We start from the raw sequence: 21,492 nt of genomic DNA, 5'->3' as shown, positions 1-21,492 counted from the left end.
TCCCCTCCGGTCAACAGTGTTGATCTCATCATACCATGAGGTCTTTTTTCACTGTCTACCATGAGGGGATAATACCATCTGTTTCTGATGACAGTCAGGCTTTTTGTTTTGGCATAAAGGGGCGAAGAGCAGGTAGGCTGAGGCAGGAGAGGAGTCTTTTCCTTTTCATGCGCTCGCTAGTGCTTTTCCTGCCCTTTCCCCGCTCGCTGCTGCCTCGCCCTCGCCAAACCGGCTACTCCACCTGGATGCGATCTCCCCGCGTGGTCGGTTGCGAAATGACGAGAAACTCCACGTCTTCGCCGCTCTCGTTTTTCATCTGATGCCGTGCTCCCGGCGGCACTTCTACTCCTTCCTGCGGGCCGATCTCGTGGCGAACGCCCTCCACCTCCAGAACAGCCTGTCCAGAGAGCACAAAGAAAAATTGGCGGGAGCGCTCGTGGTAGTGGCGCACCTCAGCCGTTTCTCCCGGCATCCGCTCAAAAATGACGCTCAGCTCCGTCCCCTTGACCAGATGCCAGCCGTCGCAGTGGTCGCCCCATATGTAGTGCTCCGCATTATGCTTGCTGATTTTCACCATCGCTCGCCTCCTGTTTTTGCTTCTCATCATGACATGCACACGACCAGCCCGCAAGCGTTTCTTTACTTTTTACGGGCGCTATGTTAAAATGTCATCATAACGCAAATGAATATTCGCTTTGTTAATGGAGGAGCCTGTCATCATAGGGTTCTTTTTGTCTTTTTTCAGCCGACAAAAAGAAAACCCCGTGATTACGGGCTCTTTTTGCATCTTACACACAGATTAAAGGGGGAAACCGCATGCTTATTTTTCAACTGGCTGTCATCCTGATCGCCTCCAAAATCGCCGGAGACATCAGCGTGCGCCTCGGACAGCCGTCCGTTTTGGGGAAACTGCTGATCGGGATCGTGCTCGGCCCAACCGTGCTCGGGCTGGTGACCGACACGGAAATTTTGAAAGAAATCAGCCAGATCGGCGTCATCCTGCTCATGTTCATCGCCGGACTGGAAACCGATATCGACGAGTTCAAGCGCACCGCGAAGTCCTCCACCAGCGTTGGCGTGGCCGGCATCATCGCGCCTTTGGCACTCGGCTACGTCGCCGGGATTACGATGGGGCTTTCTTTGTTTGAGGCTCTCTTTTTGGGACTGTTGCTCTCGGCCACCAGCGTAAGCATCTCTGTACAGACGCTGAAAGAGTTGGGCAAGCTAAAATCGAGAGAGGGCGCAACTATCATGGGGGCTGCCGTCATTGACGACGTGCTCGTCATTTTGGCGCTGGCGTTTTTGATGAGCTTCGCTGGCGGCGATGTGAACCTCGGCCTGGTCATTGCGAAAAAGCTCGCGTTTTTCGCAATCGTGATCTTGCTGTCCTGGAAAGTCGTCCCGTGGGTGTTGCGTAAATTCGCGCCGCTGCAAGTCAGCGAGTCCGTGATCTCCGCAGCCCTGATTATTTGCTTCCTGTTCGCTTACTTTGCCGAGTACACGGGCGTTGCCGCCATTATCGGCTCCTATATTGCGGGTGTCGCGATCAGCCTCACCGGCTACAAGCAAGAAATCACCCACAAGGTAGAAACGATCAGCTACGCCGTCTTTGTGCCCGTCTTCTTCACCTCGATCGGCGTCACCGCCCAATTTTCCGGGATCGTGGAAAATCTGTGGCTGATTGCGATGTTGAGCGTGATCGCCATTGTTTCCAAGCTGGTCGGCGGTGCCATCGGCGCAAAACTCACCGGCTTCCCTTGGAAAAATTCGCTCGCCATCGGCGCTGCCATGATATCGCGTGGCGAAGTGGCGCTGATTATCGCGGCGATTGGTTTGGAAAACAACCTGCTGTCTGACGACATGTTTGCCGTCCTGATTGTCGTGGTTCTGGTGACGACGATTGTCACCCCGCCGATGATGAAATGGCTGTTCGCGGACAAAAACACGCAGGAAGAGCAACTTTTGATGAAAAAGAACGCATAGGCGACAAGCCGGGCTGTTCCACGTCAGATGACGTTGGAGCAGCCTTTTTCATTTGGACATCCTTCGCAATCTGTGCCGTTTCGGTTTATGATGGAGAAAAATGGTTCCCGAACACGCAGGAGCTTTTTTTCGCTGCTGTCAAAAAGGATCAGACCATGCAAAGGAGGGTGCCCGGCATGAAAGTCGTCGTAGCGCCGGACTCTTTCAAAGGAAGCCTCACTGCCAAGCAAGTCAGCGAAGCGATTCGCGCAGGCATACGTCGCGCCGATCCGCACGCCGATATCGTCGCCAAACCGATGGCAGACGGCGGAGAAGGTACGCTGCAATGCCTTGTCGACGCGACTGATGGGAAAATCATGACGGCCACCGTCAAAGACCCGCTCGGCCGACCTGTTGCCGCCGAGTTCGGCATTCTCGGCGACGGCGTTACCTGCGTGATCGAGCTGGCTGCCTCTTCCGGCCTGTATCTCATCTCCAAAGCGGAGCGCAACCCGCTTCGCACCACTACCTACGGCTTCGGGCAACTGATCGTAGCTGGCCTCGACCTGGGCTGCCGCCGCTTTATTCTCGGCCTCGGCGGCAGCGCTACGAACGATGGCGGCGCGGGCATGCTGCAAGCTTTGGGCTACAGGCTGCTCGACCAGGCCGATCAGCTCTTGCCCTTTGGCGGGGGAGAGCTTTCCCGCCTGAGCCGCATTGATTGCAGCCAAAAAGACAAGCGGCTCGCTGAATGTCAGTTTGTCATCGCCTGCGACGTCACCAACCCGTTTGTCGGTCCAAACGGCGCTTCCCACGTATTCGGCCCGCAAAAAGGGGCCACCCCGGAAATGGCGCTCGCGCTGGACGAGCATTTGCGCCATTTTGCAGACGTGATGGAGAAAAGCCGGGGAATCGCCATTCACGATCTGCCGGGAACAGGCGCTGCGGGCGGTGTGGCAGGGGCGCTTCTCGCCTTTCTCGGCGGCGAGCTGCGGGCGGGGATTCAGATTGTCATGGAGACAACCCGCCTCGCTTGCGCCATGCAGGGCGCCGATCTCGTCATCACCGGAGAAGGCCAGGTGGACGCGCAAACCGCCCGAGGAAAAACTCCGTGCGGCGTAGCCCAGCTCGCGCAGCAATTCGGCATCCCCGTCATCGTGCTGGCGGGTTCCATCGGCGAAGGGATCGAAGCGTTGTATGAAAAAGGCGTCACCGCCGTCGTCAGCATCGCCAATCGGCCGATGACGCTGGATGAGTCCATGCGGGACAGCGCGGCGCTTCTGGAGCAGGCGGCTGAGCAGGTTATGCGGATTTGGGCTAGTCGGAGCGGTTCATGAGGACTGGGGCGTGGGGGCAGGTGGTTGGTTGGCTTTCGGAGTTAGTTCGGTTGCGGCTGCACAGTCGGCTTGGTTGTGGCTCCACTGCCAACTCGACTGCCGTTCCATTGCCCCACTTGCCTGCCCTTCCCCGCCAAAAAAGCTCTCCCACAGCAACATGCTGCCAAGGGAGAGCTTTTCGTCGTCTACTTCGTTTCCCGATGCAATGTATGGCGCTTCAGGCGGGGCGAATACTTTTTCAGCTCCAGCCGCTCCGGATTGGTTCGCTTGTTTTTGGTCGTGATGTAGTTGCGATCTCCTGTTTCGGTGCATTGCAGCGTAATGTTGACGCGCATGTCGATTTCCTCCTTTTTGTCTTACACTTGCATCTCTACGACGGTGCTGGAAGTGGGTAGCGGGTCAGGCAGCTTGGCCCAGTCCGAACGGTACTCCTCATCCGTCAAGAGACAAGCATCCAACTGCTCTGTCACCGCTTCCCGGTCCAGGCCGATGCCGATGAACACAAGCTCTGTCATCCTGTCCCCGTGCTCCGGGTCCCAGGCGCGCTGCAAATCTGGTTCTTCCGCCAACAGCGCTTGCCTTTCCTCGGCAGGCAGCGCAGCCGCCCAAAAGCCTGCCGTACCGACCTCGATCGAAGGCCCTGCCTGGCTGAGCGTCATAGCCAGATCGTTGCGCGTCGCCAGCCAGAAAAAGCCTTTGGCCCGCACGACATCCTCCGGCCAGGCCGACAGCCACTCGCCAAACCGCTCGGGGTGAAACGGCCTGCGCGCACGATAGACGAAGGAAGAAATGCCGTACTCGTCCGTCTCTGGCGTATGCTCTTCTTTTTGCAGCTCGGCGATCCATCCTGCCGACTGGCTGGCCGTTTCAAAATCAAACAGTCCCGTATTCAAAATCTCATGCGGGTCCACCTGTCCACGCACCGCCCGAATAAAGCGGGCCTTTGGCTGCAATTTGCGCAGCACTGCCTCCAGTTGCTCCAGCTCTTCCGGGTCTACCCGGTCGCATTTATTCAAAATGAGGACGTCGCAAAACTCGATCTGATCGATCAACAGGTCGACCACTTCCCGAGTATCGTCCTCCCCCACTGCCTGATCCCTGTCCAGAAGACTTTCTCCCGAGGAAAAGTCATGCCAGAAACGGTACACATCTACGACCGTCACCATCGTGTCCAGCCGGGTCAAGGCAGACAGGTTGATGCCGTTTTCCTCGTCGACATACGTAAAGGTCTGGGCGACAGGAACAGGCTCGCCGATCCCCGTCGATTCGATCAGTATGTAGTCATACCGTCCTTCGCGCGCCAGCCGCTCCACTTCTGTCAGCAAATCCTCGCGCAGCGTACAGCAGATGCAGCCGTTCGACATTTCCACGACCTTCTCGTCTACGCGGGAAACGCCCCCTCCTTGCGCTACCAATGTGCCATCCACATTCACTTCGCTGAGGTCGTTGACGATGACGGCGACGCGCATGCCTTCCCGATTGTTCAAGACGTGATTGAGCAATGTTGTTTTTCCTGCCCCCAGATAGCCGCTCAGGACGGTTACCGGGATTCTTTTATCGGTCATAAGCTGATCTCCTTTGCGCTACAAAACGTAATTATTACGATTTAATAAACATGCTAACGCAATGCTCTTTCGCTTGTCAAGACAAATCGTAATCATTACGTTTAAACACAGTAATGATGAAATAACCCCACCCCCGCTCTTATTTCTTCGTTTGCTATAATCAATTTATGTCGCAATGGAAAGTAGGAGCAGATGTGACTTTATACGGATTTTACACAGATGAATCAGGAAACAACGGCTTCAATGATATGAGAAATCAACCCGTTCTCTGCTACGCGGGCATCCTGGTCCCCATCCATTACCAGGTGCATTTGCATCATGAGGTCCAGAAAATCAAAGACAATCTGGAAAAAGATATAAAGGCCACCATTCACGGCATACCCGCTGAGCAGTTTCCACATATCGACTTTTTTAAAAAGTTTGAAATCCACGGAAAGGCGTTTATTGACGGTGAAAATTTCTACTATAACTTATCGGATCGCCAACGCTTCAAAGTGGTGGAAGAGTTGTTGTCTTTAGTGAAGGCTTCAGAAGTAAAGGTAGTGGCTGCTCTAGTCAACAAACAGCTTTACCAGACCCAGACACGTGAAACCAACCATAACCGTATGCATATCCATGCGTATACGGAACTTGTTCGCTGCCTTTCCAACGAGCTGAGCCGTGCTGACTCGTATGCGTTTGTCATTTGTGACGACGGCAAGCCGAGCGAGCTCAACCATTTTCGTGACGCGCTGCGAAATCCGGTCAATCGCAGGGTGTATCCCGACCTTCAGGTAAAGCTGTCGCACGATCATAATGGAAACCTGATCCAACTGGCTGATATGATTAACTTCATCACCTCTGTTCATTTCCGGCATCGTTACGGCTTCCCTCCGCGAAAACGACACCAGGCCGCCATCCTCGATGTGTATGCGCGACATCTGGACTCCAAGCTCATCATCTGGGAATACAAATAAAAAAGAGGAGGACGCACACAACGTGCGAACTCCTCTTGTCGGTCGTACACAACGTGCGACCTATTCCTACCCTATCCAAAATCACCGGACGATATGTCAGAATAAATTAAGACATTCTGTTCATAGGTCAATGCATGAGCTACGTACAGAATGCCTTAATTTTCATGTGGATTTAGTCGTACACAACGCGCGAGCAAATCCACATCTATAATTGTACGTTTACGAAAGGAAGTTGTCAAGCATAACGGAGAAAAAAAGGCTTCGCCCATCTTTTTAGCGAAGCCTTCGCTTCACTTGTGTCGATCCTTACGCTACTTCACCCGCTTCATCGCCACCGCTTCCCCATACGCGCCGATGACCGGCTGATACAGGTTGCGGTTGTTCAACTGGTCCTGGCTCACTACCGGGGTCGGACGATTCATTTTCCATGTAATCTGGCTGTACACATTGCCTGTGGCGGTCGGCATCGTGACCAAAATATCTTTGACCTGGTCGTTGTTGCTGTCAGTCACGTGCAGCTTCGGCAGCAAACCTTTGTCGCGCGTGCCCACCGAAATGAACGTCTGTTGGTTGTCTTTCCCTTCGCGAACCACAACGCGCAAATTCTCGGCCGTCTGGTTCATCGACATGCCCATCTTGTCGCCTACCAAAAAGATGTGGTCTTTGATACCGTCGCCTGTCACATCTGCGTATTTCGTATCCAGCACAAATGTACTGTCGCTTTTCATGCTGAACCCGCTATTGATCGAAACATCCGGCGAAGGCAAGTTGTCGACATCGGTTTTTTCCACTGTTACCCCGAGCAACTGCGGCTTTTGGTCCACGATATTCCACACGCTGGTTGCCACGGCAATATGGTCCTGATTGTTTACTCCCCAAATATTTTGCTTGCCCATCCAGCGCAGATTGCCTTTGGCGTCGCGAAATGGCACCAGCTCCACGAGCTTTTGCACGTAGCCGTCCGTCGGCTTTTGCAGCTTGCCGTTGGCCTGATAAATCCCTTGATTCAGGTACGTTGTTTTATTGGCAGACAAATCAAACGTGCTGACTGCTTTTGTGCGCAAATTCGTTACTTTCGCTTGAAACCCGTCGGTAAACTGAACGGAAAACGGAATGTTGTGCTGCGGTTGCAGCAGGACAACTGGAGCATACGTTTGTGACTGTGACGGAAGGGCATTCGCATGAACCGGAGAGGCCCCCAGTCCTGATGTCATGAGAATAGCGCCGCTACATACGATTGTTGCCATCGTTCTTTGCCAAAGTTTCATGATATTCTCCTCCTATGTAATTGGGCATGCTATTTCTTTCCAGATTGTTACACCCGTGTCTTTCCTTCCCTCTCTTCTCTCTAAACGAGATGGACAGGTCAAATGTTGCTAGTAAATAATTCCTAAGTTTTCTCGCCATTTTTACCGATTTGCAACAACTTCGCCGAAAAGGCAGGCTACAATAGAGTCAAACGGAAGCTGCTGCAGAAAGGAACAATCACAAATGAAAAAGGCTTGGCTTTTGTCTGCCGCGATCTGCGCTTCTCTCGTGAGCGGTTGCGGCCTGGCAGATACCCCTAACGAACTGATGCGCGCCCCCTCTGCTGACGGCGATCAAAAATCGATCAATCAGGCTGTCATGCAATTTTTGCCTGCGGGCTCACAGTTGGCTGTGCCGCTCCACCCCGCAGAGGCGAGCGCCGTCTCTCTTCAAGACCTGAACGGCGATGGAACCCCTGAGGTCGTCGCTTTTTACAAGTCGGAGAAAACGGATTACGAAATCGGCGTGCTGGTGCTTTCGCAAAAGCAAGGAAACTGGCAAAAGCTGACCTCCTTTACCGGGATTGGCAATGAGCTGGACTACGTCTCGTTTCACGATCTCAACGGCGACCAGATTCCCGAAATGCTGATTGGCCTGGGCGGCGGCGACGGTCTGAACAGAGAGCTGTCCGTGTACTCGATTACCGACGACAAAACCGCGGAGCTGATGAAACAGCCCTACTCCGTCATGGCGGTGGGCGACTTGACCGGGGACGAACAGACCGAACTGGCCCTGGTCCTGCACGACCACAGCAATTTCACCTCCAAAGCCGAGCTGTTTGGGGCCAAAGACGGCCAAATCGCCAAGCTGACCGAGATCGCGCTGGACGGCTATGTGAACGGATACGAGCAAGCGCTTATCGGAAAAGCGTCCCCTACGCAAAATGCCCTGTTCATCGAAGCCGGGGTAGGGGCGCACTCGGCCGCCACCGACATGCTCCTCTGGGAAAATGGCACCTTGCACAACCCGTTGGTCAAAGTCGAGGGCGAAATGGATTTGACCTTCAAGCCCTACCCTTTGTACAGTGAGGATATTAACGGGGACGGCATTATCGAGATCGGCACCAGAACACAGCCGCCCGGCACAGAAGAGCTGGCCATGGTCGAAATTCCCTGGATCTCCTCCTATTTTCAATGGGACGGCAAGACCGGGCTGAAGCATGTAGAGGATCATTACCAAAACTATGACCTGGGACTCGATCTGAGAATACCGGAAAAATGGAGCGGAAAATTCACGATTGCCGCCAGTCCCAACGCCAATTCGCACATCATCCGCTTTTTCTACTACGGGGAAAACGGGAAAAATAAAGCCGAGCTTTTGACGCTCCAAACCGTTCCGCAAACCGAATGGAACAAATTCGAGAACGGCCTCAAACAAAAGCAAGTGCCCTACGTTCTTTTGAAGGAAGAAGGAAAACAGGTCCTGATCGCGATCCTTCCGCAAACGACACCAAGCCTCGGCAAGTCTGCCATGCAGGAGTACCGCTCTATGCAGCTCACAGCAGACGAGATACGCCAGCTTTACAAGCCTTTATCCATTTCGTGATAAAGGCCAATGCTGTTTTCCTTGTACCGATCCGCCTGCGAGCGAAAAAAGTCGAAATCAGACCAAGGGGATTTGTTTATGAAGGTTTTATTGCTTGAAGACGAAAAATCAATTCGCGATTTTGTGCGCATCAATCTGCGGCGCGAAGGCTGCGAGGTCATTGAGGCGGCGACAGGCGAAGAAGCGCTGGAAATCGCGCAAGCGCAAAGCGATATCGAAATCGCGATTCTCGATGTGATGCTGCCCGGCATCGACGGCTTTGAAGTGTGCGGACAACTGCGCAAAAAATACCCGCGCCTCGGGATCATCATGCTTACTGCCAAGAGCCAGGAGCTGGACAAAGTGATGGGGCTGGAGTTCGGGGCCGACGATTACGTGTCGAAGCCGTTCAGTCCGGCTGAGCTGTTGGCCCGCGTAAAGGCATTGCACCGCAGGCTGGCTCCCCTCCCCGCTCTTGTGGAGGACAAAAATACGATTGATATCGCTCCCTTCACCCTGCTGCTCGATGAGCGGAAGCTGACGAAAAAGGATCAGGAAATTGTCCTGACCCCGAAGGAGTTTGCCATTATCAAGCTGCTGGCCGAAAATGCCAACAAAGCGATCAGTCGCGACGAAATTTTGACGAACGTCTGGGGACAGTTTTTCGTCGGGGACTTGAAAATCGTGGATGTGAACATCCGCAGGATTCGCCAAAAAATCGAAGACGATCCTGCCCACCCGGCCTTCCTGGAAACGGTCTGGGGGTACGGATACCTTTGGCGGAAGGACGCTCCTGATGAAAGGAATTAGAAGCAGGCTCGTCTTTTACTTCGGCATGATCTTGCTGTTGATCGTGCTTCTGTTGGAGGGACTGTTTTACTGGGCGGTCCATACGTACTACTTCGGAACTGCTACCGAAGCGTTGGAGACGCGCAGCACGACCTTCACCAATTTTATTAACAAGTACGCAACCGGCTATCGCTTAAAAGACAAGGCCCGCTATATTTTGGAAAACGTATCGAGCCAGGAATACGCCAAAATCGAGGTGCTCGACCTAAACGGCAAGGTCATTCTCAACTCGTACGGCTTCCAGACGGGAGAGCTTGTCCAAACCTCGGACGTCATGGAAGCGATCAGGGGGCAAAAAGGACTGTTCGTAGGCCGAACGCCCCAGTCGCGTGAGCGGGTCATTGCCGTGTCCAATCCCCTCACCTTCGGGTCTGAATACGTCGGCGTCCTCCGCTACACGATCTCGGCAGAGCCTCTTTATCAGGCGGTCAATCGCATCGCCTTGTACGGGCTGGGCGTCGGGGCTGGCGTCGTCCTGCTGGCTTTTGCCCTCAGTCTGCTCATGGCCAAACGGATCGTCGACCCCATCGAGGACCTGACGAATGCCGCGAAGCAAATGGCAGAGGGCAACTTCACCGCCCGCGCTCCGAAGCGCTACGACGACGAGGTCGGGACGCTCGCCGATACGTTCAACTACATGGCAGCAGAGATCGGCAAAAACGAAAAGCTGAAAAACGACTTCATCTCCTCCGTCTCCCACGAACTGCGCACGCCGCTGACCTCGATCAAGGGTTGGGGAGAAACGCTCCTCTCCGGCGGCCTGGAGGAGCCGGAGGAAACAATGCTCGGGCTGGAAGTCATCTCCAAGGAAACCGACCGCCTCATCGGCCTCGTGGAAGAGCTGCTCGACTTTTCGAAGTTCCAGTCCGGCGAAATGAAGCTGTCCCGCGAGCTGCTCGATTTGCGCGAAATTCTCGACGACATGCACGTCCAGTTCGCCATCCGCGCCCAGGAAAAGCAGATTGATTTTCAACTGGCGCTCCCGTCCGCTCCCCTGATCGTCATGGGCGACCGCAACAGGCTGAAGCAAGTGTTCGTCAACCTGCTGGACAACGCCTTCAAATTCACGCCAAAGGGCGGTACGATTTCCGTGACAGCGACAGCCTCGGAGGGAAGGCTGACGGTCACCGTCGCGGACAGCGGAGAAGGGATTCACCCGAATGACTTGCCGCACGTCACGGAAAAATTTTTCAAAGGACGCTCCAAGCTGTCTGGCAGCGGACTCGGGCTCGCGATCTGCAAAGAGATCATTCAGTTGCACAAAGGAGGCTTTTTGGTCAATAGCAAGCAAGGACATGGCACTTCGATCATGGTAGAACTGCCTCTCGCCCTTGGCCCTGAGGAAAATTTTCCGGCAAGCTAGCCGTGCTGTCGTAAATCGCCCTTGAAACGACAAGCAAGCGCCCTGACTGATTTGTCGGCACACAGCAAAAAGGAAACCCTGACCAAGCGGGTTTCCTTTTTCACGCGTTTACGATTAAAATTTGTTCGTAATCACCAGCTCATCCAGTCCAAAGCGGGCTGTCGGATAAGCTTGAACGCTTGCTTTGCCGAGCGTCAGCATCAATGTCGGGATGTAGCGGGACGGGATGTTCAGCTCTTTGATGAGCGCATCGCGATCGTATCCGCCCATTGGGCATGTGTCGTAGCCTTTGGCTTTTGCCGCCAGCATCAGTTGCATCGCCGCGTAGGAAGAGTTGCGGATGGCTTCGTCGCGGGCGATCTCCGGATTGTTTTTGTAAGCTCCTTCGATTTGCGCGATCATGTTGTCACGCACTTGCTCGGTGACGTATCCTTTTTCGAGGGCAGCGTCATAAACCGGGCGCGCCGACTTGTACGCCTCCAAATCTCCGAGTATGATGATGGTGGCATACGCATCCACGACTTGCTGCTGACCGTAAGCGATCGGCAAAAGTTTTTCCTTGATCGCTGGATCCGTAACGACGAGAAAACGCCAATGTTGCAGATTCCAGGAAGACGGAGCGCTTGCCGCGAGACGCAAAATCTCGTTCAGCTCTCCTTGTGGAATCGTTACGTTCGGATCGTATTTGCGCACGCTGTGGCGTGCTTCCATCACTTGTTCAGCCGTCATTTTCAGTTCCGTAGTCATGAGTTTTCTCCCCTCCATGTGTCCATTGCCTGTTCCAAATATATAACTTACTTTAATATAGTTACAAACGTTATTCAATCCCTTTTTCTTCCCGATTGCAGTTTGACGGGAGAAGGACAAGGGCACGCTGATACATACTTTATTGTTTGGAGGAGTTTTGCTTGAAATACACGGATAACATTGTCATCGTCACAGGCGGCGGGCAGGGCATCGGACTTGCCGTCGCCACCATGTACGCTGCGCACGGCGCTCACGTCGTCATCGCCGAGCGCAATTCCGAGGCTGGCGAAACTGCTGTCCAGAAAATAAACGGAGCAGAAGCAATCGCAGGCTCGGCCGCTTTTGTCCAAACGGATGTGAGCGAGTCCGAGCAAATCGAGAATCTGATGCAAACCGTTGACGCCCGCTGGGGACGACTCGACGTGCTCATCAACAACGCCGGCTTGTCGGTCTGGGAATCCCCCTACGACCTGACCGTCGAAGCGTGGGACCGGATTTTGAACACGAACCTGCGCAGCGTCTTCCTCGCTTCGCGGGAAGCGGCGAAGATCATGCGACGAAACGGCGGCGGCGCCATCGTCAACCTGGCCTCGACCAGAGCCCACATGTCTGAACCGCACTCAGAGGCGTATGCAGCATCAAAAGGAGGCATTTTGGCGCTCACTCACGCTTTGGGCGTATCGCTTGGCCCCGACGGGATTCGCGTGAACGCCATCTCGCCAGGCTGGATTGAAAACGGCGATTACACGGCACTGCGCCCGCTCGATCATGCGCAGCATCCCGCAGGCCGCGTCGGCACGCCCGACGACATCGCCCGCGCCTGCCTCTTTTTGACGCAAAAAGAAAACGACTTTATCACCGGAACCGAGCTGGTCGTGGACGGCGGGATGACCCGCAAAATGATTTACGAGCCATAAAGCTAAACCAATGCCTCTCCTCCTGAATACTTTGTGGGTAACGAGAGATAAAGGAGGAGTTCCATGTCTTTTGAAGAGGAAGATCTCAGGTTGCTCGCTCTCTGGCTGCTGGCGATTGGCTATCTGATTCTCGCCTTCACCGAATTGGCCGCTCTTGGATACTGGTAATGCGAAAGAGCCACTCCCCCATGCATGACAAATGGGCAGTGGCTCTTTCTTTTCCTCGTTTGCTTATGTTACCAGGTTCGGAATGGAGGCGAGCCTGGCGCCTGATGCTGAATTTGCTCCATGATCGGATAGCCGTAAGCCAAAATAATCAGGAAGGCGACCAGTCCGACCCATACAGGCCAACGCTCCAAAATGCGCGGAACTTCCTGGGTAGTCTCGGTTTCGGCAATCGGATACTCGGTGTTTCCTTTTGGTGCGTAGAATGTCAGGTACAGCAGGATGAGAATCAGCAGAACCGCCGATACAAACAGCAGCCCTCCGCCAAACGCCATGACGCGTTGGTAATCCATCCAGCCGAGCGCAGTCGGATGGTCCATGTACGTCGTATAGTCCGTGCGGCGCGGCGCCCCTTGCAGCCCCATCGTATGCATGGCGAGCGACATCAGGAACATCCCTACTGCCCAGAAGACGGTTTGCACCATCCCCATGCGGTTTGCCGTCTTGGTCAGCTTGCGCCCTGTCAAGGCCGGCACCAGCCAGAAGCTGACCCCGAAGAAGGTGAGCGCAACTGCGGCGCCGACTGTAATGTGGAAGTGCCCTGTTACCCAAATCGTATTGTGCACCACGGCGTTGAGCTGGTTACTTGCGTTGATGATTCCGCCCGCACCGCCCGGAATGAAGAACAGCATTCCCACAAACGGGGCGAAGAAGCGAACGTCTGTCCAAGGCAGTTTCTTGAACCAGCCGAACAGACCGCTGCCGCCTTTTTTGCGACCTGTCGTTTCAAAGACTGCAAACATCGAGAACGCCGTCATCAGCGACGGAATGACCACGATCAGCGTCAGCGTGACGTGAATCATTTTCCATCCGGCGGAAATTCCCGGCTCCATCAACTGGTGGTGGAACCCAACCGGAATGGAGAACAGCAAGAGACAGATAAAAGCGAGGCGACTGAGCGAATCACTGAACACATGGCCGCCGATAATGCGCGGAACACATACGTACCAGGCCATGTAAGCGGGCATCAGCCAGAAATAAACGAGCGGGTGACCGAAAAACCAGAACAGCGTGCGGCTGAGCATGATGTTGATTGTCGGCACCAGTCCGAGCGACCACGGAATGAGCTGGAACAGCACCTCGACCGCTACCGGAAGGGTCGCGATAATCCACATGATGTAAGTCGTGACCGCCATGAAGACGAACAGCGGAGAGTTTTTCCCCGGATTTTCCCGTCTCCATTTGCGGTAGCTGGCAAAAACCCCGAGGCCCGCCAGCCAACTGCCCACTACGAGCAAGGCCGAGCCGATGTAAAAATACGGCGATGCTTTCAGCGGAGCGTAGAAGGTGTACAAGACCGAAGCTTCATTCATCAAAATCGTGACGACAGCCATCGAGGTGCCTGTCACCATGAGAATCCAGCCTGCCCAGCCGAATTTCAGCGCTGCTCCATGCAAGGAACCGCCTGTCGTGCGAGCTACCCCGGAGAAAATAAAGCCGACGATGAAAAACGTGGTAAAAATGAGTGCCATCAATACGCCGTGAGCTGTCAAGATTTGATAGTAGTTCGTCCAGCTTGGCAGTTCTATGATACCGCCGCGCACCATTCCCTGAAGCATACCTGCCAATGCAGCCAGCCCGAAGGCGATATACGCCACCCACACATACGACAGACTAAGTTTAGCCGCCGAACGCTGTATCGGAACGTGGGGAATCGAATCGTCTATTTTTCGTGCGATTACCATAGGGTTCACCTACCTCTATTTCACAATAATCGTGGTCGCCATCACCTGATGGCCGGCGCCACAGTATTCGTTGCAAAGAATCAAGTACTCGCCTGGCTTGTCAAACGTATAGCTGGCCGAGCTGATATGTCCCGGCAAAACCATGAAGTTGACGTTCGTTTCAGGAATCTGGAATCCGTGAATGACGTCCGGACTGGTGACGTGGAAGTTGATCGTCGAGCCTGCCGCGACCTCCATCTTCGTCGGCGAGAAGCCGAAGGCAAACGCCGTCATGTAAGCGTCGTACTCCTTGTCCCCTACCTGCTTCAGCCCCGGTTTGTCAAAAGGAGGGGTTTCCATCACCTGTTCGGGGTCGATCATTTCCATACTGCTTGGCGGGGCCATCCCCATCGCAAACGCATTGACGCACAGCAACAGGACAAACAGCGCCAGTCCGCCCGCACCAAGCATCAGCCATATTTTTTCATAACGGTGCAAATGCATAAGTATCCTCCTTCTCTTCCTCTATTACGCCCGGTCCAGGAAAAGCCCGAATACACCCAGCCAACCGACGAGAATGATGCCTCCCACAATTAGCACAGCGGCAAACGTTCCCTTCAGTTCCTCTTGCTCTGGCTGTGTCTTTTTTTCTTTTGATTTTTTGCCTTGTTTCAATTTGTCGATTTGCGTCTCCATCGCACTGTTCTCCTTTCTGTGTGCCGCGCAGGCGCATCATATCTTTCACGCCTTCATTCTACCCCTGGGACCAGTTGGAAGTAATTCGGGGAAATCCCCTAAAATGGTCAGGGAAACTCCTGATTCTGCCCGGTTTGTGTCACAGGTTCGACAAAAAAAGCCGATTTCTGCAAGAGCAGATCGGCTTTAACGGTTTTGGAGAGGCTTACCGGTATTTGATTTCGATCAATTTTCCAGTAGTGGCGTCGACGAAGCGGTAGCTGTCCTCCCGTTTTCGCTGATAGACCAGTTTCGGCTCAGGTGCGCGCTGATCTTCGTACTGTTCCCAGTAATACACCAGCTCCAGCTCGACTTCCTTTTGATACGTTTCTTTGGCTTCCTGGGCGCTGACCAGCTTCGTGGCAGCAGGCAAGGCGATGTCAGGGTGGATCGGGGGGAAACTCAGCCCTGTAACCGCGCCTGTCACCTGATCGATGCCAACCCGGTAAAATTCATCCGACACGGGGATTCCGTTGCGTTTCCCCTGAAAATTGAAGTAATACTCACGCGGCTCGTTCCTTTTTTCCAGCTTGCTTTTGTCCACCCAGTCCGGGATTGCTTCATCATGTCTGAACGTAAACAGCGTCAGCTCGGAAACAGCCGGATCGAGGTATGGCTGCAGCGCGGCAATCGCTTTTTTCCGCGCTTCGTCGACGCTGATTTTTTGCTTTTGCTCCTGTCTTTCCGGCAGGTACAGATGAAAGTCGATCAGGCGGTCGCTGGCAGCATCAGTCGTAAGCGTAATGGTTTCAAAAGCCTGATTGGCCTTTTCCGTGAAGTCCATCCAGTGGTACGACTCAATCGCCTGCAGTCCTTCCCGCAGATTGTCCTTGTGATCGTCGTATTCAAAAGTAGCGCCTGCAACGTCAATGCCAAACTGCGACTTCAGCCATTGCTCGGCCTCTTTTTGCGAAGCGATTTTGATGGTCTTCCCTTCTCCTTTTACCTGAACGCTCTCCTTGGCCTGCTGGTCTGGCTCGTCCAGCACCTCTCCGGTGAGGGCGTCGATTCTGTACACACCGTATGGCTGATAAACAAGCATCGGCTTCTTCTCCTCTGCCCTGCCAGGCGCGGAGTAGGAAGTCGGCTGCTCGGCTACGTATTCCAGCTCCATTTTCAACTTATCCTGATAAATTTGCTTTGCTTTTTCCAGGGAGATCGCTTTTTGCGGGTCGGGCCATTTTACCTCGTCAGGCCGGATTTGATTGTACGCGTCAAAGCGGATGACATGCCCGGCGTGGTCGATAGAAACCGAGAGCGCGTTGCCATCGAGCGCAATCTGATTGATTAGCGTCTGGTAGTAGACGGTAGAGTTTACCCATTCGATCATGGCGCCTTTGCCGTCGCCTATCCCTGCTTTTCCTCTGCTTAGCGCTTTTGACTGCTTGAATTGGCTGGCATCCTTGCCGAGCATGCTGGCGAGAAACGCATCGGCCTTTTCGCGCGCCAGCTTTTCGTCCGGGTAGTCAGCAGACGCCCAGGCCGGATTTTTCACATCCAGGTAAAGCAGTCGCCCCGTCTGGGCATCCAGCTCGATTCTGGCCGTTGCGTAGGCAAGGCGGCTTTTCTCTGCTCCTGTTTCCGGCCGATCCGTCAGCAGCACAGTCCAGACCTGATGTGGATAGTTCCGGAAGCTCGGCTTGCCTACGGACTTTCTTTCCAGGCGTAGCGCCTTTATTTCCGGAATGGCTTCCTTCAGCTTGTCCAGCGTGTTTTGCACTTCCTGGGAAAACTCCTTTTGTTGCGGCAGTTGCTCCTGCGCGCTGCCTGCTGCTTCTGCCTGCGGCGGCATTGTCCAGATCGGCGTGGCAGCCAGCAAGCAAGCCGCGACGGCCGTCATGACAGACTGGTTGATCCTCTTCATCTCGATCCTCCTGATAACCTGTTTTGGGTATTTTTTACACGTTCACCCAATAGACGGACAAACCAGCCGTCAGGTTACATAATCTTCCAATCTCTGCCGCAATAAAAAAACACGCCCTGGCACAGCGGCAAGGGCGTGTTGAAGCGTGAGCATTGGACCTTTATTCAAAATCAAGCCAGCCTTTTTTGATGGCATACCGCACCAGATCGGGACGCGTGCGCAAATGCAGCTTTTCCATGATGTGCGCCTTGTGCGACTCGACGGTCTTCACAGAAACGGTGAGCTGCTCCGCGATTTCCTTGTTGCTGAAGCCTTTGGCGATCAGCACGAGCACTTCTTTTTCACGATCAGTCAAAATCTCGTACTTGGCCTGCTCCTCGCCGTTTTTGACCATCTGCAAAAATTCCTCGATCAGCGATTTGGTCGCTGACGGATACAAATAGGCCATGCCGTTGTTCACCGAGCGGATCGCGGCGATCAGATCGAGATCGGGAGCGCTTTTCAAAATATATCCGGCAGCTCCGGCCTGCAGTACGCGGAACAAGTATTCTTCGTCGTCGTGCATGGTCAGGACGAGCACCTGAATGTCCGGCGCCGCTTCCTTCAGTCTTGCGGTCGCGGTCAGGCCGTTCTCCCCCGGCGGCATGCTCAAATCCATCAGCACCACGTCCGGGCGAATTTCCAGGGCTTTTTCGCAAGCTTCCTTGCCATCAGCCGCATAGCCGACGACCTCCATGTCCTCCTGGGCGTTGATTAGCATGCCCAACCCGGACCGTACAATCGCATGATCGTCAGCGATCAAGACGCGAATCGTCATCCAAAATCCCCTCCTCTGGCAACGGAATACGGACGATGACAGTCGTCCCCTCTTGGGGCGCCGAGCGAATATCGACCGTACCTCCGAGCAGTTGCGCCCGTTCCTTCATGCCGAACACGCCAAGCCCTTTGCCGAAATTCAACGTCTTCTCCACCTCAAAGCCGATACCGTCGTCCACTATCGTTACAACTACTTCTTTTTCGCGATTCTCGAACATGATCCCGAGCTGGCTCGCCTGCGCGTACTTCGCCGTATTGGTCATGGCCTCCTGAACGATCCGGTACAGCGCGGTTTCCATCGGGGCCGAGTACCGTCGCTTCTCTCCCTGCACGTGCAGCTCGACCTGGATGTGAAACGTCTTTTCCACACGCTTCATCAACGAGCGCAAGGCGGGCAACAGACCGAGGTCATCGAGAGCGGACGGGCGCAGCTCCAGCGCCATGCGTTTGACTTCCTCCATCGCCCTGGATGTCATGTTCACCAGCTCTGTTACATGCTGCATGACCGCTTCGCCCGGATTGCCTTGCCTGACCACATTCAGTCCAACCAAAATACTGTAAAGCGCCTGCCCGATACCGTCGTGCAGCTCGCGGGCAATACGCTTGCGTTCCTCTTCCTGAGCCTGAATGGCAAAGTGGGTCAGCTTGTGCTGGTAACGCTCTTTTTCCGCACGCTGCTGAGCCGACATGTCGCGCAAAATCATCACCAGCTTGCCGCCTGATTCTTCAGGCAAGCGGGCAGAGCTGGCCGCTACGGGATAATCACGCCCGTCTTTTGTACGGAGCTTCATTTCAAAGGACGGCATTTGTACGCGTTTGAAAAAACAGTCCGTACAGCTCGTCTCCTCCATACAGGTTGCCATCCCCAAGCAAAGCTCGCAAATATGCTTTTCCCGGATCAGCTCGTCTTCGGTCCAACCCGTCATCTGCTCCAGCGCGGCGTTGGCCCTGACGATCCGGCCCTCATGGTCAATCACCAGGATGGCGTCACTGACGTTGGCAAAGATGGACTGCATCAGGGATATGGCTTCATTGGATGTCCCCAGATCTTCTCTCCACGTACTCATGCGCTCCTCCTTTGAGACAATCATCTAAATGCTATTGTAGAGTTTACATGGGCGGTTGTGTATCAGGGAATTCCCTTAACCTGCGCGGGCTGGCGCGCTGAGGGCATTGACAATACTATACATTAGATTATTATCTAATTAGACTATTATTTAATATGAATAAAGGAGCCTTCGTATGCCACATTCTCCTGCTTTTGTCTCATGCAGCAAGCGGCTGCTTTTTTCGCCTGTCACTTCCGCAGATTTTGCCGAGTTGCTAGCCGTCTACAACTCCAATCCCGATTATATGGAGTGCGCCTTCGGGAAACGCGTCGTCACCGTCCGGGAGGTGGAGGCCGATCATCTGGAAAACCTCGCCCTCGAGGACTCCTACAGCATGGCGCTGCGCGAATCTGCCAACGGCAACATCATCGGGATTGCACAGTTTATTCTCTGCAATCCGCGGGACAAACAACCTTGGCTCGGGCTTATCATGCTGCACAGCGACTGTCAAGGCAAAGGCTACGCCAAAGAGTTTCTCGACTGCCTGATCCAATGGTACCGGGAACATGGCTATACGTCCCTGCACCTCGCCGTCCTCGCCAAAAACAGCAAGGTCGTTCCGTTTTATGAAAAGTACGGCTTCACGGCCTACGAGGAACGGGAGCATGCGACACTCGGCCGGGTCATTTGCATGGCGTACGCTTTTTGAACGAAAACTGCCGGGATTGCCTCATTGCCGGGCTGTGCAGCCTGTGACCTGCCCCGAAGCAAAAAAGGCGACCCGGTCGCTGCCGTTCCGCTCTTGAGCATTCGCACAGGGCGATTGATTTTTGACAGAAAAACCGGGACAGCAAGTGCCATCCCGGTTCCTTTCTATTAGCAGGTCAGCCTGGGTGTTTTCCGGTTGACCTGTTTTATTCGGCTTCGGTGATTTCCACGACGATTTTCTCCGCCACACCGATTGGCGGCAGGCTGCGCGTCAGTTTCGGCCCGTAGAACGCGAACACATTCATGCCAGCCTTCAGGTCTTCCGGCTTGAGGGCCTTGTTGTCTTTGGCATTGACGATGCTGGTCTTGTCGTTGATAATCAGCGCTACTTTTTCCGGAGAGGTCGCTGTCAGGCCGCGGCCCTCTACTGCCATCTTGTAGGTGCCTTGCTGGTCAGGCTCGATGCTCGTTACTTTTCCGGTTGTCCCGATGACTTCCGCAGATTCCAGGCTGCTCTTGACAACGATGCTGAGCGCGCCTGTCTGCGGCGGCATGCTCATCGTCATCATTTGCTGGTGTGTCGCTTCCACTTCCATGCCCAGCTTCAAGTCTTCCGGCTTCAGCTCTTTGCCGGAAGCGTCAGTCATTTTGGTTTCCGCGCTGATGTGCAGGATGATTCCCGTCTCGTATCCATTCAAGGCAATCGAGATTTTGCCATCGTCTTTTTTGTTGATTGCCGTGATCGTGCCCGTACGCACTGGCGCTTTTTCTGCCTCTTCGTCCACAACCGTCACCGCACTGTCTGTCACATGGACTTCTGCTTGCAGGATTTCATCCACGAAAGCGACCGGAACATAGGTGCTGCCATTTACGAGAAGCGGTTTTGCTCCGAGTGTCTTGTACATTTTCGCAAACGGGTAGCGATCCTCTCCGACCTTGGCGTAGCTTGCAATCGCGCCTTTTTGCACTTCGGCTGCCTGCTGTTCGTTGTTCCAGCTTACTTTGTACCCAAGGGATTCCGCTACAGGGCGCAGCGGGACCAAAACGGTTTGTTGTTCTTTATCAAAAATTGCGGCTTGCTCAAGCGCGCTTCCGTTTACATTGACCGACAGTTCTTTTACCGGTTCGGAGGCAGCCGATACGATGTTCGTTCCCAGCACGGCCAAAGCCGCCAATGTCATCATGCCTGTACGAATTGTTTTCATGTTGTATTCCTCCAATGATTGTTTTTCACTTGTTGCGTGTTTCTATTCATTGGACGGAGGAGTTTTGGATACGTTTCAGCAAATTTTTTCGGTTAGGATTTTACACTTGGGGAAAGTGTAGGCTAGATTCTTGGATAGATTGGAAAAGAGACGGACAAGAAGTAACTCAGTCATTATAATAAGATTTTGGAAATTAGGATAACCTAGATCCCATTCATGAGACAACCTGTAAGTGAAGAGATTCAACAAATTGCGCATCAATGGGCCCGACTCATTTTTCAATAGGATAGCCGCATTAAATAACCTTTAATTTCCATTTTTACCATTTTGTAACTACCCTCTAGTCAATTACATTAAAATGTAATAGTGACAAGAAGCATGATATTGTTTTACTAGCTTTACATTTATATTTGCCAACAAAACACGTACAAAAAAAATCAAGCTTATAATTTCCGGGGATTTTATGCACTGTCGGAGACTAGACGAGCAATATTTTTATAAAAATAGCAAAATAATTGCTTTTTACAAAACATAAACTAAGTTGGTTATTTTATGCAATTATGTGTTATTATAGCTCTTCACCGTAAAACGTGCTTGATCTCCCTCTATCGCAGTTTTTCGTGTGAACGCTCACCAAAATGTTGACCACTTTGCTCATCATAAAGTTACCCACCTGACAGTTTGAGCACACGTCATCA

General features: G+C 53.6%; 20 protein-coding genes. 8 read left to right on the top strand and 12 right to left on the bottom strand.

All coding sequences use genetic code 11. From position 1 onward, the window contains the following. Positions 1-232: 232 nt before the first annotated feature. On the bottom strand, positions 233-577 hold the full coding sequence (locus AC3WQH_RS23495; protein ID WP_122953340.1) for a cupin domain-containing protein: 345 nt from the start codon (positions 575-577) through the stop codon (positions 233-235). A gap of 239 nt (positions 578-816) precedes the next feature. Here AC3WQH_RS23495 and AC3WQH_RS23490 point away from each other — a divergent pair, with 239 nt between their 5' ends. Both AC3WQH_RS23490 and AC3WQH_RS23485 read left to right on the top strand, forming a co-directional pair. Further along, positions 817-1,983, top strand: coding sequence for a cation:proton antiporter (locus AC3WQH_RS23490; RefSeq protein ID WP_005833311.1), 1,167 nt, complete (start codon positions 817-819; stop codon positions 1,981-1,983). 176 nt (positions 1,984-2,159) lie between these two features. Beyond that, positions 2,160-3,299, top strand: coding sequence for a glycerate kinase (locus tag AC3WQH_RS23485; RefSeq protein WP_492332277.1), 1,140 nt, complete (start codon positions 2,160-2,162; stop codon positions 3,297-3,299). A 185-nt stretch (positions 3,300-3,484) separates the two neighbouring features. Here AC3WQH_RS23485 and rpmG read toward each other — a convergent pair whose 3' ends face one another. Next, positions 3,485-3,634: a 50S ribosomal protein L33 gene (gene rpmG, locus AC3WQH_RS23480; RefSeq protein ID WP_005833307.1), complete on the bottom strand. Its 150-nt coding sequence runs from the start codon at positions 3,632-3,634 to the stop codon at positions 3,485-3,487. A gap of 21 nt (positions 3,635-3,655) precedes the next feature. After that, positions 3,656-4,864 carry a GTP-binding protein gene (locus AC3WQH_RS23475; protein WP_025845781.1) on the bottom strand — a complete coding sequence of 403 codons (1,209 nt, stop codon included), beginning with the start codon at positions 4,862-4,864 and terminating at the stop codon, positions 3,656-3,658. A gap of 194 nt (positions 4,865-5,058) precedes the next feature. Between AC3WQH_RS23475 and AC3WQH_RS23470 the strand changes: the two genes are divergently transcribed. Continuing rightward, positions 5,059-5,820: a DUF3800 domain-containing protein gene (locus AC3WQH_RS23470; protein WP_005833303.1), complete on the top strand. Its 762-nt coding sequence runs from the start codon at positions 5,059-5,061 to the stop codon at positions 5,818-5,820. Positions 5,821-6,131: 311 nt separating this feature from the next. Here AC3WQH_RS23470 and AC3WQH_RS23465 read toward each other — a convergent pair whose 3' ends face one another. Then, entirely contained in the window at positions 6,132-7,088 is a 957-nt protein-coding gene (locus AC3WQH_RS23465) for a YybI family spore inner coat protein (protein WP_007782646.1), read from the bottom strand. 223 nt (positions 7,089-7,311) lie between these two features. On the opposite strand from AC3WQH_RS23465, the gene AC3WQH_RS23460 reads away from it, so the two are divergent. From AC3WQH_RS23460 to AC3WQH_RS23450, 3 genes are all read left to right on the top strand, one after another. After that, positions 7,312-8,673, top strand: a complete 1,362-nt coding sequence (locus AC3WQH_RS23460; RefSeq protein WP_005833299.1) for an FG-GAP repeat domain-containing protein — start codon at positions 7,312-7,314, stop codon at positions 8,671-8,673. Between the two features lie 78 nt (positions 8,674-8,751). Next, a complete protein-coding gene (locus AC3WQH_RS23455; protein WP_007782640.1) occupies positions 8,752-9,462 on the top strand; it encodes a response regulator transcription factor in 711 nt (236 codons plus the stop codon). Next, positions 9,449-10,864, top strand: a complete 1,416-nt coding sequence (locus tag AC3WQH_RS23450; RefSeq protein WP_005833296.1) for a sensor histidine kinase — start codon at positions 9,449-9,451, stop codon at positions 10,862-10,864. The genes AC3WQH_RS23455 and AC3WQH_RS23450 overlap by 14 nt, the downstream gene beginning before the upstream one ends. A 114-nt stretch (positions 10,865-10,978) precedes the next feature. Here AC3WQH_RS23450 and AC3WQH_RS23445 read toward each other — a convergent pair whose 3' ends face one another. Then, positions 10,979-11,611, bottom strand: a complete 633-nt coding sequence (locus AC3WQH_RS23445; protein WP_007782632.1) for a nitroreductase family protein — start codon at positions 11,609-11,611, stop codon at positions 10,979-10,981. 161 nt (positions 11,612-11,772) lie between these two features. On the opposite strand from AC3WQH_RS23445, the gene AC3WQH_RS23440 reads away from it, so the two are divergent. Further along, positions 11,773-12,528 carry an SDR family NAD(P)-dependent oxidoreductase gene (locus tag AC3WQH_RS23440; RefSeq protein WP_005833293.1) on the top strand — a complete coding sequence of 252 codons (756 nt, stop codon included), beginning with the start codon at positions 11,773-11,775 and terminating at the stop codon, positions 12,526-12,528. Positions 12,529-12,764: 236 nt separating this feature from the next. Here AC3WQH_RS23440 and AC3WQH_RS23435 read toward each other — a convergent pair whose 3' ends face one another. The 6 genes from AC3WQH_RS23435 to AC3WQH_RS23410 all read right to left on the bottom strand — a co-directional run bounded on the left by AC3WQH_RS23435 (position 12,765) and on the right by AC3WQH_RS23410 (position 18,899). Then, positions 12,765-14,438: a b(o/a)3-type cytochrome-c oxidase subunit 1 gene (locus tag AC3WQH_RS23435; protein WP_429787733.1), complete on the bottom strand. Its 1,674-nt coding sequence runs from the start codon at positions 14,436-14,438 to the stop codon at positions 12,765-12,767. A gap of 15 nt (positions 14,439-14,453) precedes the next feature. Continuing rightward, complete coding sequence (locus AC3WQH_RS23430; protein ID WP_005833289.1) at positions 14,454-14,921, bottom strand: cytochrome c oxidase subunit II; 468 nt, start codon at positions 14,919-14,921, stop codon at positions 14,454-14,456. 24 nt (positions 14,922-14,945) lie between these two features. After that, the gene (locus AC3WQH_RS23425) at positions 14,946-15,113 is read right to left on the bottom strand and encodes a cytochrome c oxidase subunit 2A (RefSeq protein ID WP_005833287.1); all 168 of its coding nucleotides are present in this window, start codon (positions 15,111-15,113) and stop codon (positions 14,946-14,948) included. A gap of 205 nt (positions 15,114-15,318) precedes the next feature. Continuing rightward, entirely contained in the window at positions 15,319-17,016 is a 1,698-nt protein-coding gene (locus AC3WQH_RS23420) for a YcdB/YcdC domain-containing protein (RefSeq protein WP_492332276.1), read from the bottom strand. Between the two features lie 160 nt (positions 17,017-17,176). Further along, entirely contained in the window at positions 17,177-17,833 is a 657-nt protein-coding gene (locus AC3WQH_RS23415) for a response regulator (RefSeq protein WP_005833283.1), read from the bottom strand. Further along, positions 17,808-18,899 carry a PAS domain-containing sensor histidine kinase gene (locus AC3WQH_RS23410; protein ID WP_005833281.1) on the bottom strand — a complete coding sequence of 364 codons (1,092 nt, stop codon included), beginning with the start codon at positions 18,897-18,899 and terminating at the stop codon, positions 17,808-17,810. Before AC3WQH_RS23410 ends, AC3WQH_RS23415 begins: the two co-directional genes overlap by 26 nt. A gap of 175 nt (positions 18,900-19,074) precedes the next feature. Between AC3WQH_RS23410 and AC3WQH_RS23405 the strand changes: the two genes are divergently transcribed. Continuing rightward, positions 19,075-19,590, top strand: coding sequence for a GNAT family N-acetyltransferase (locus AC3WQH_RS23405; protein WP_005833279.1), 516 nt, complete (start codon positions 19,075-19,077; stop codon positions 19,588-19,590). 205 nt (positions 19,591-19,795) lie between these two features. On the opposite strand, the gene AC3WQH_RS23400 is transcribed toward AC3WQH_RS23405, so the two are convergent. After that, positions 19,796-20,794: a copper amine oxidase N-terminal domain-containing protein gene (locus AC3WQH_RS23400; protein WP_025845797.1), complete on the bottom strand. Its 999-nt coding sequence runs from the start codon at positions 20,792-20,794 to the stop codon at positions 19,796-19,798. Between the last annotated feature and the right edge of the window lie 698 nt (positions 20,795-21,492).

The sequence above is a fragment of the Brevibacillus sp. FW301-21C12A genome (genome assembly GCF_058788915.1).
This window is presented reverse-complemented; position numbering and strand designations above follow the sequence as displayed.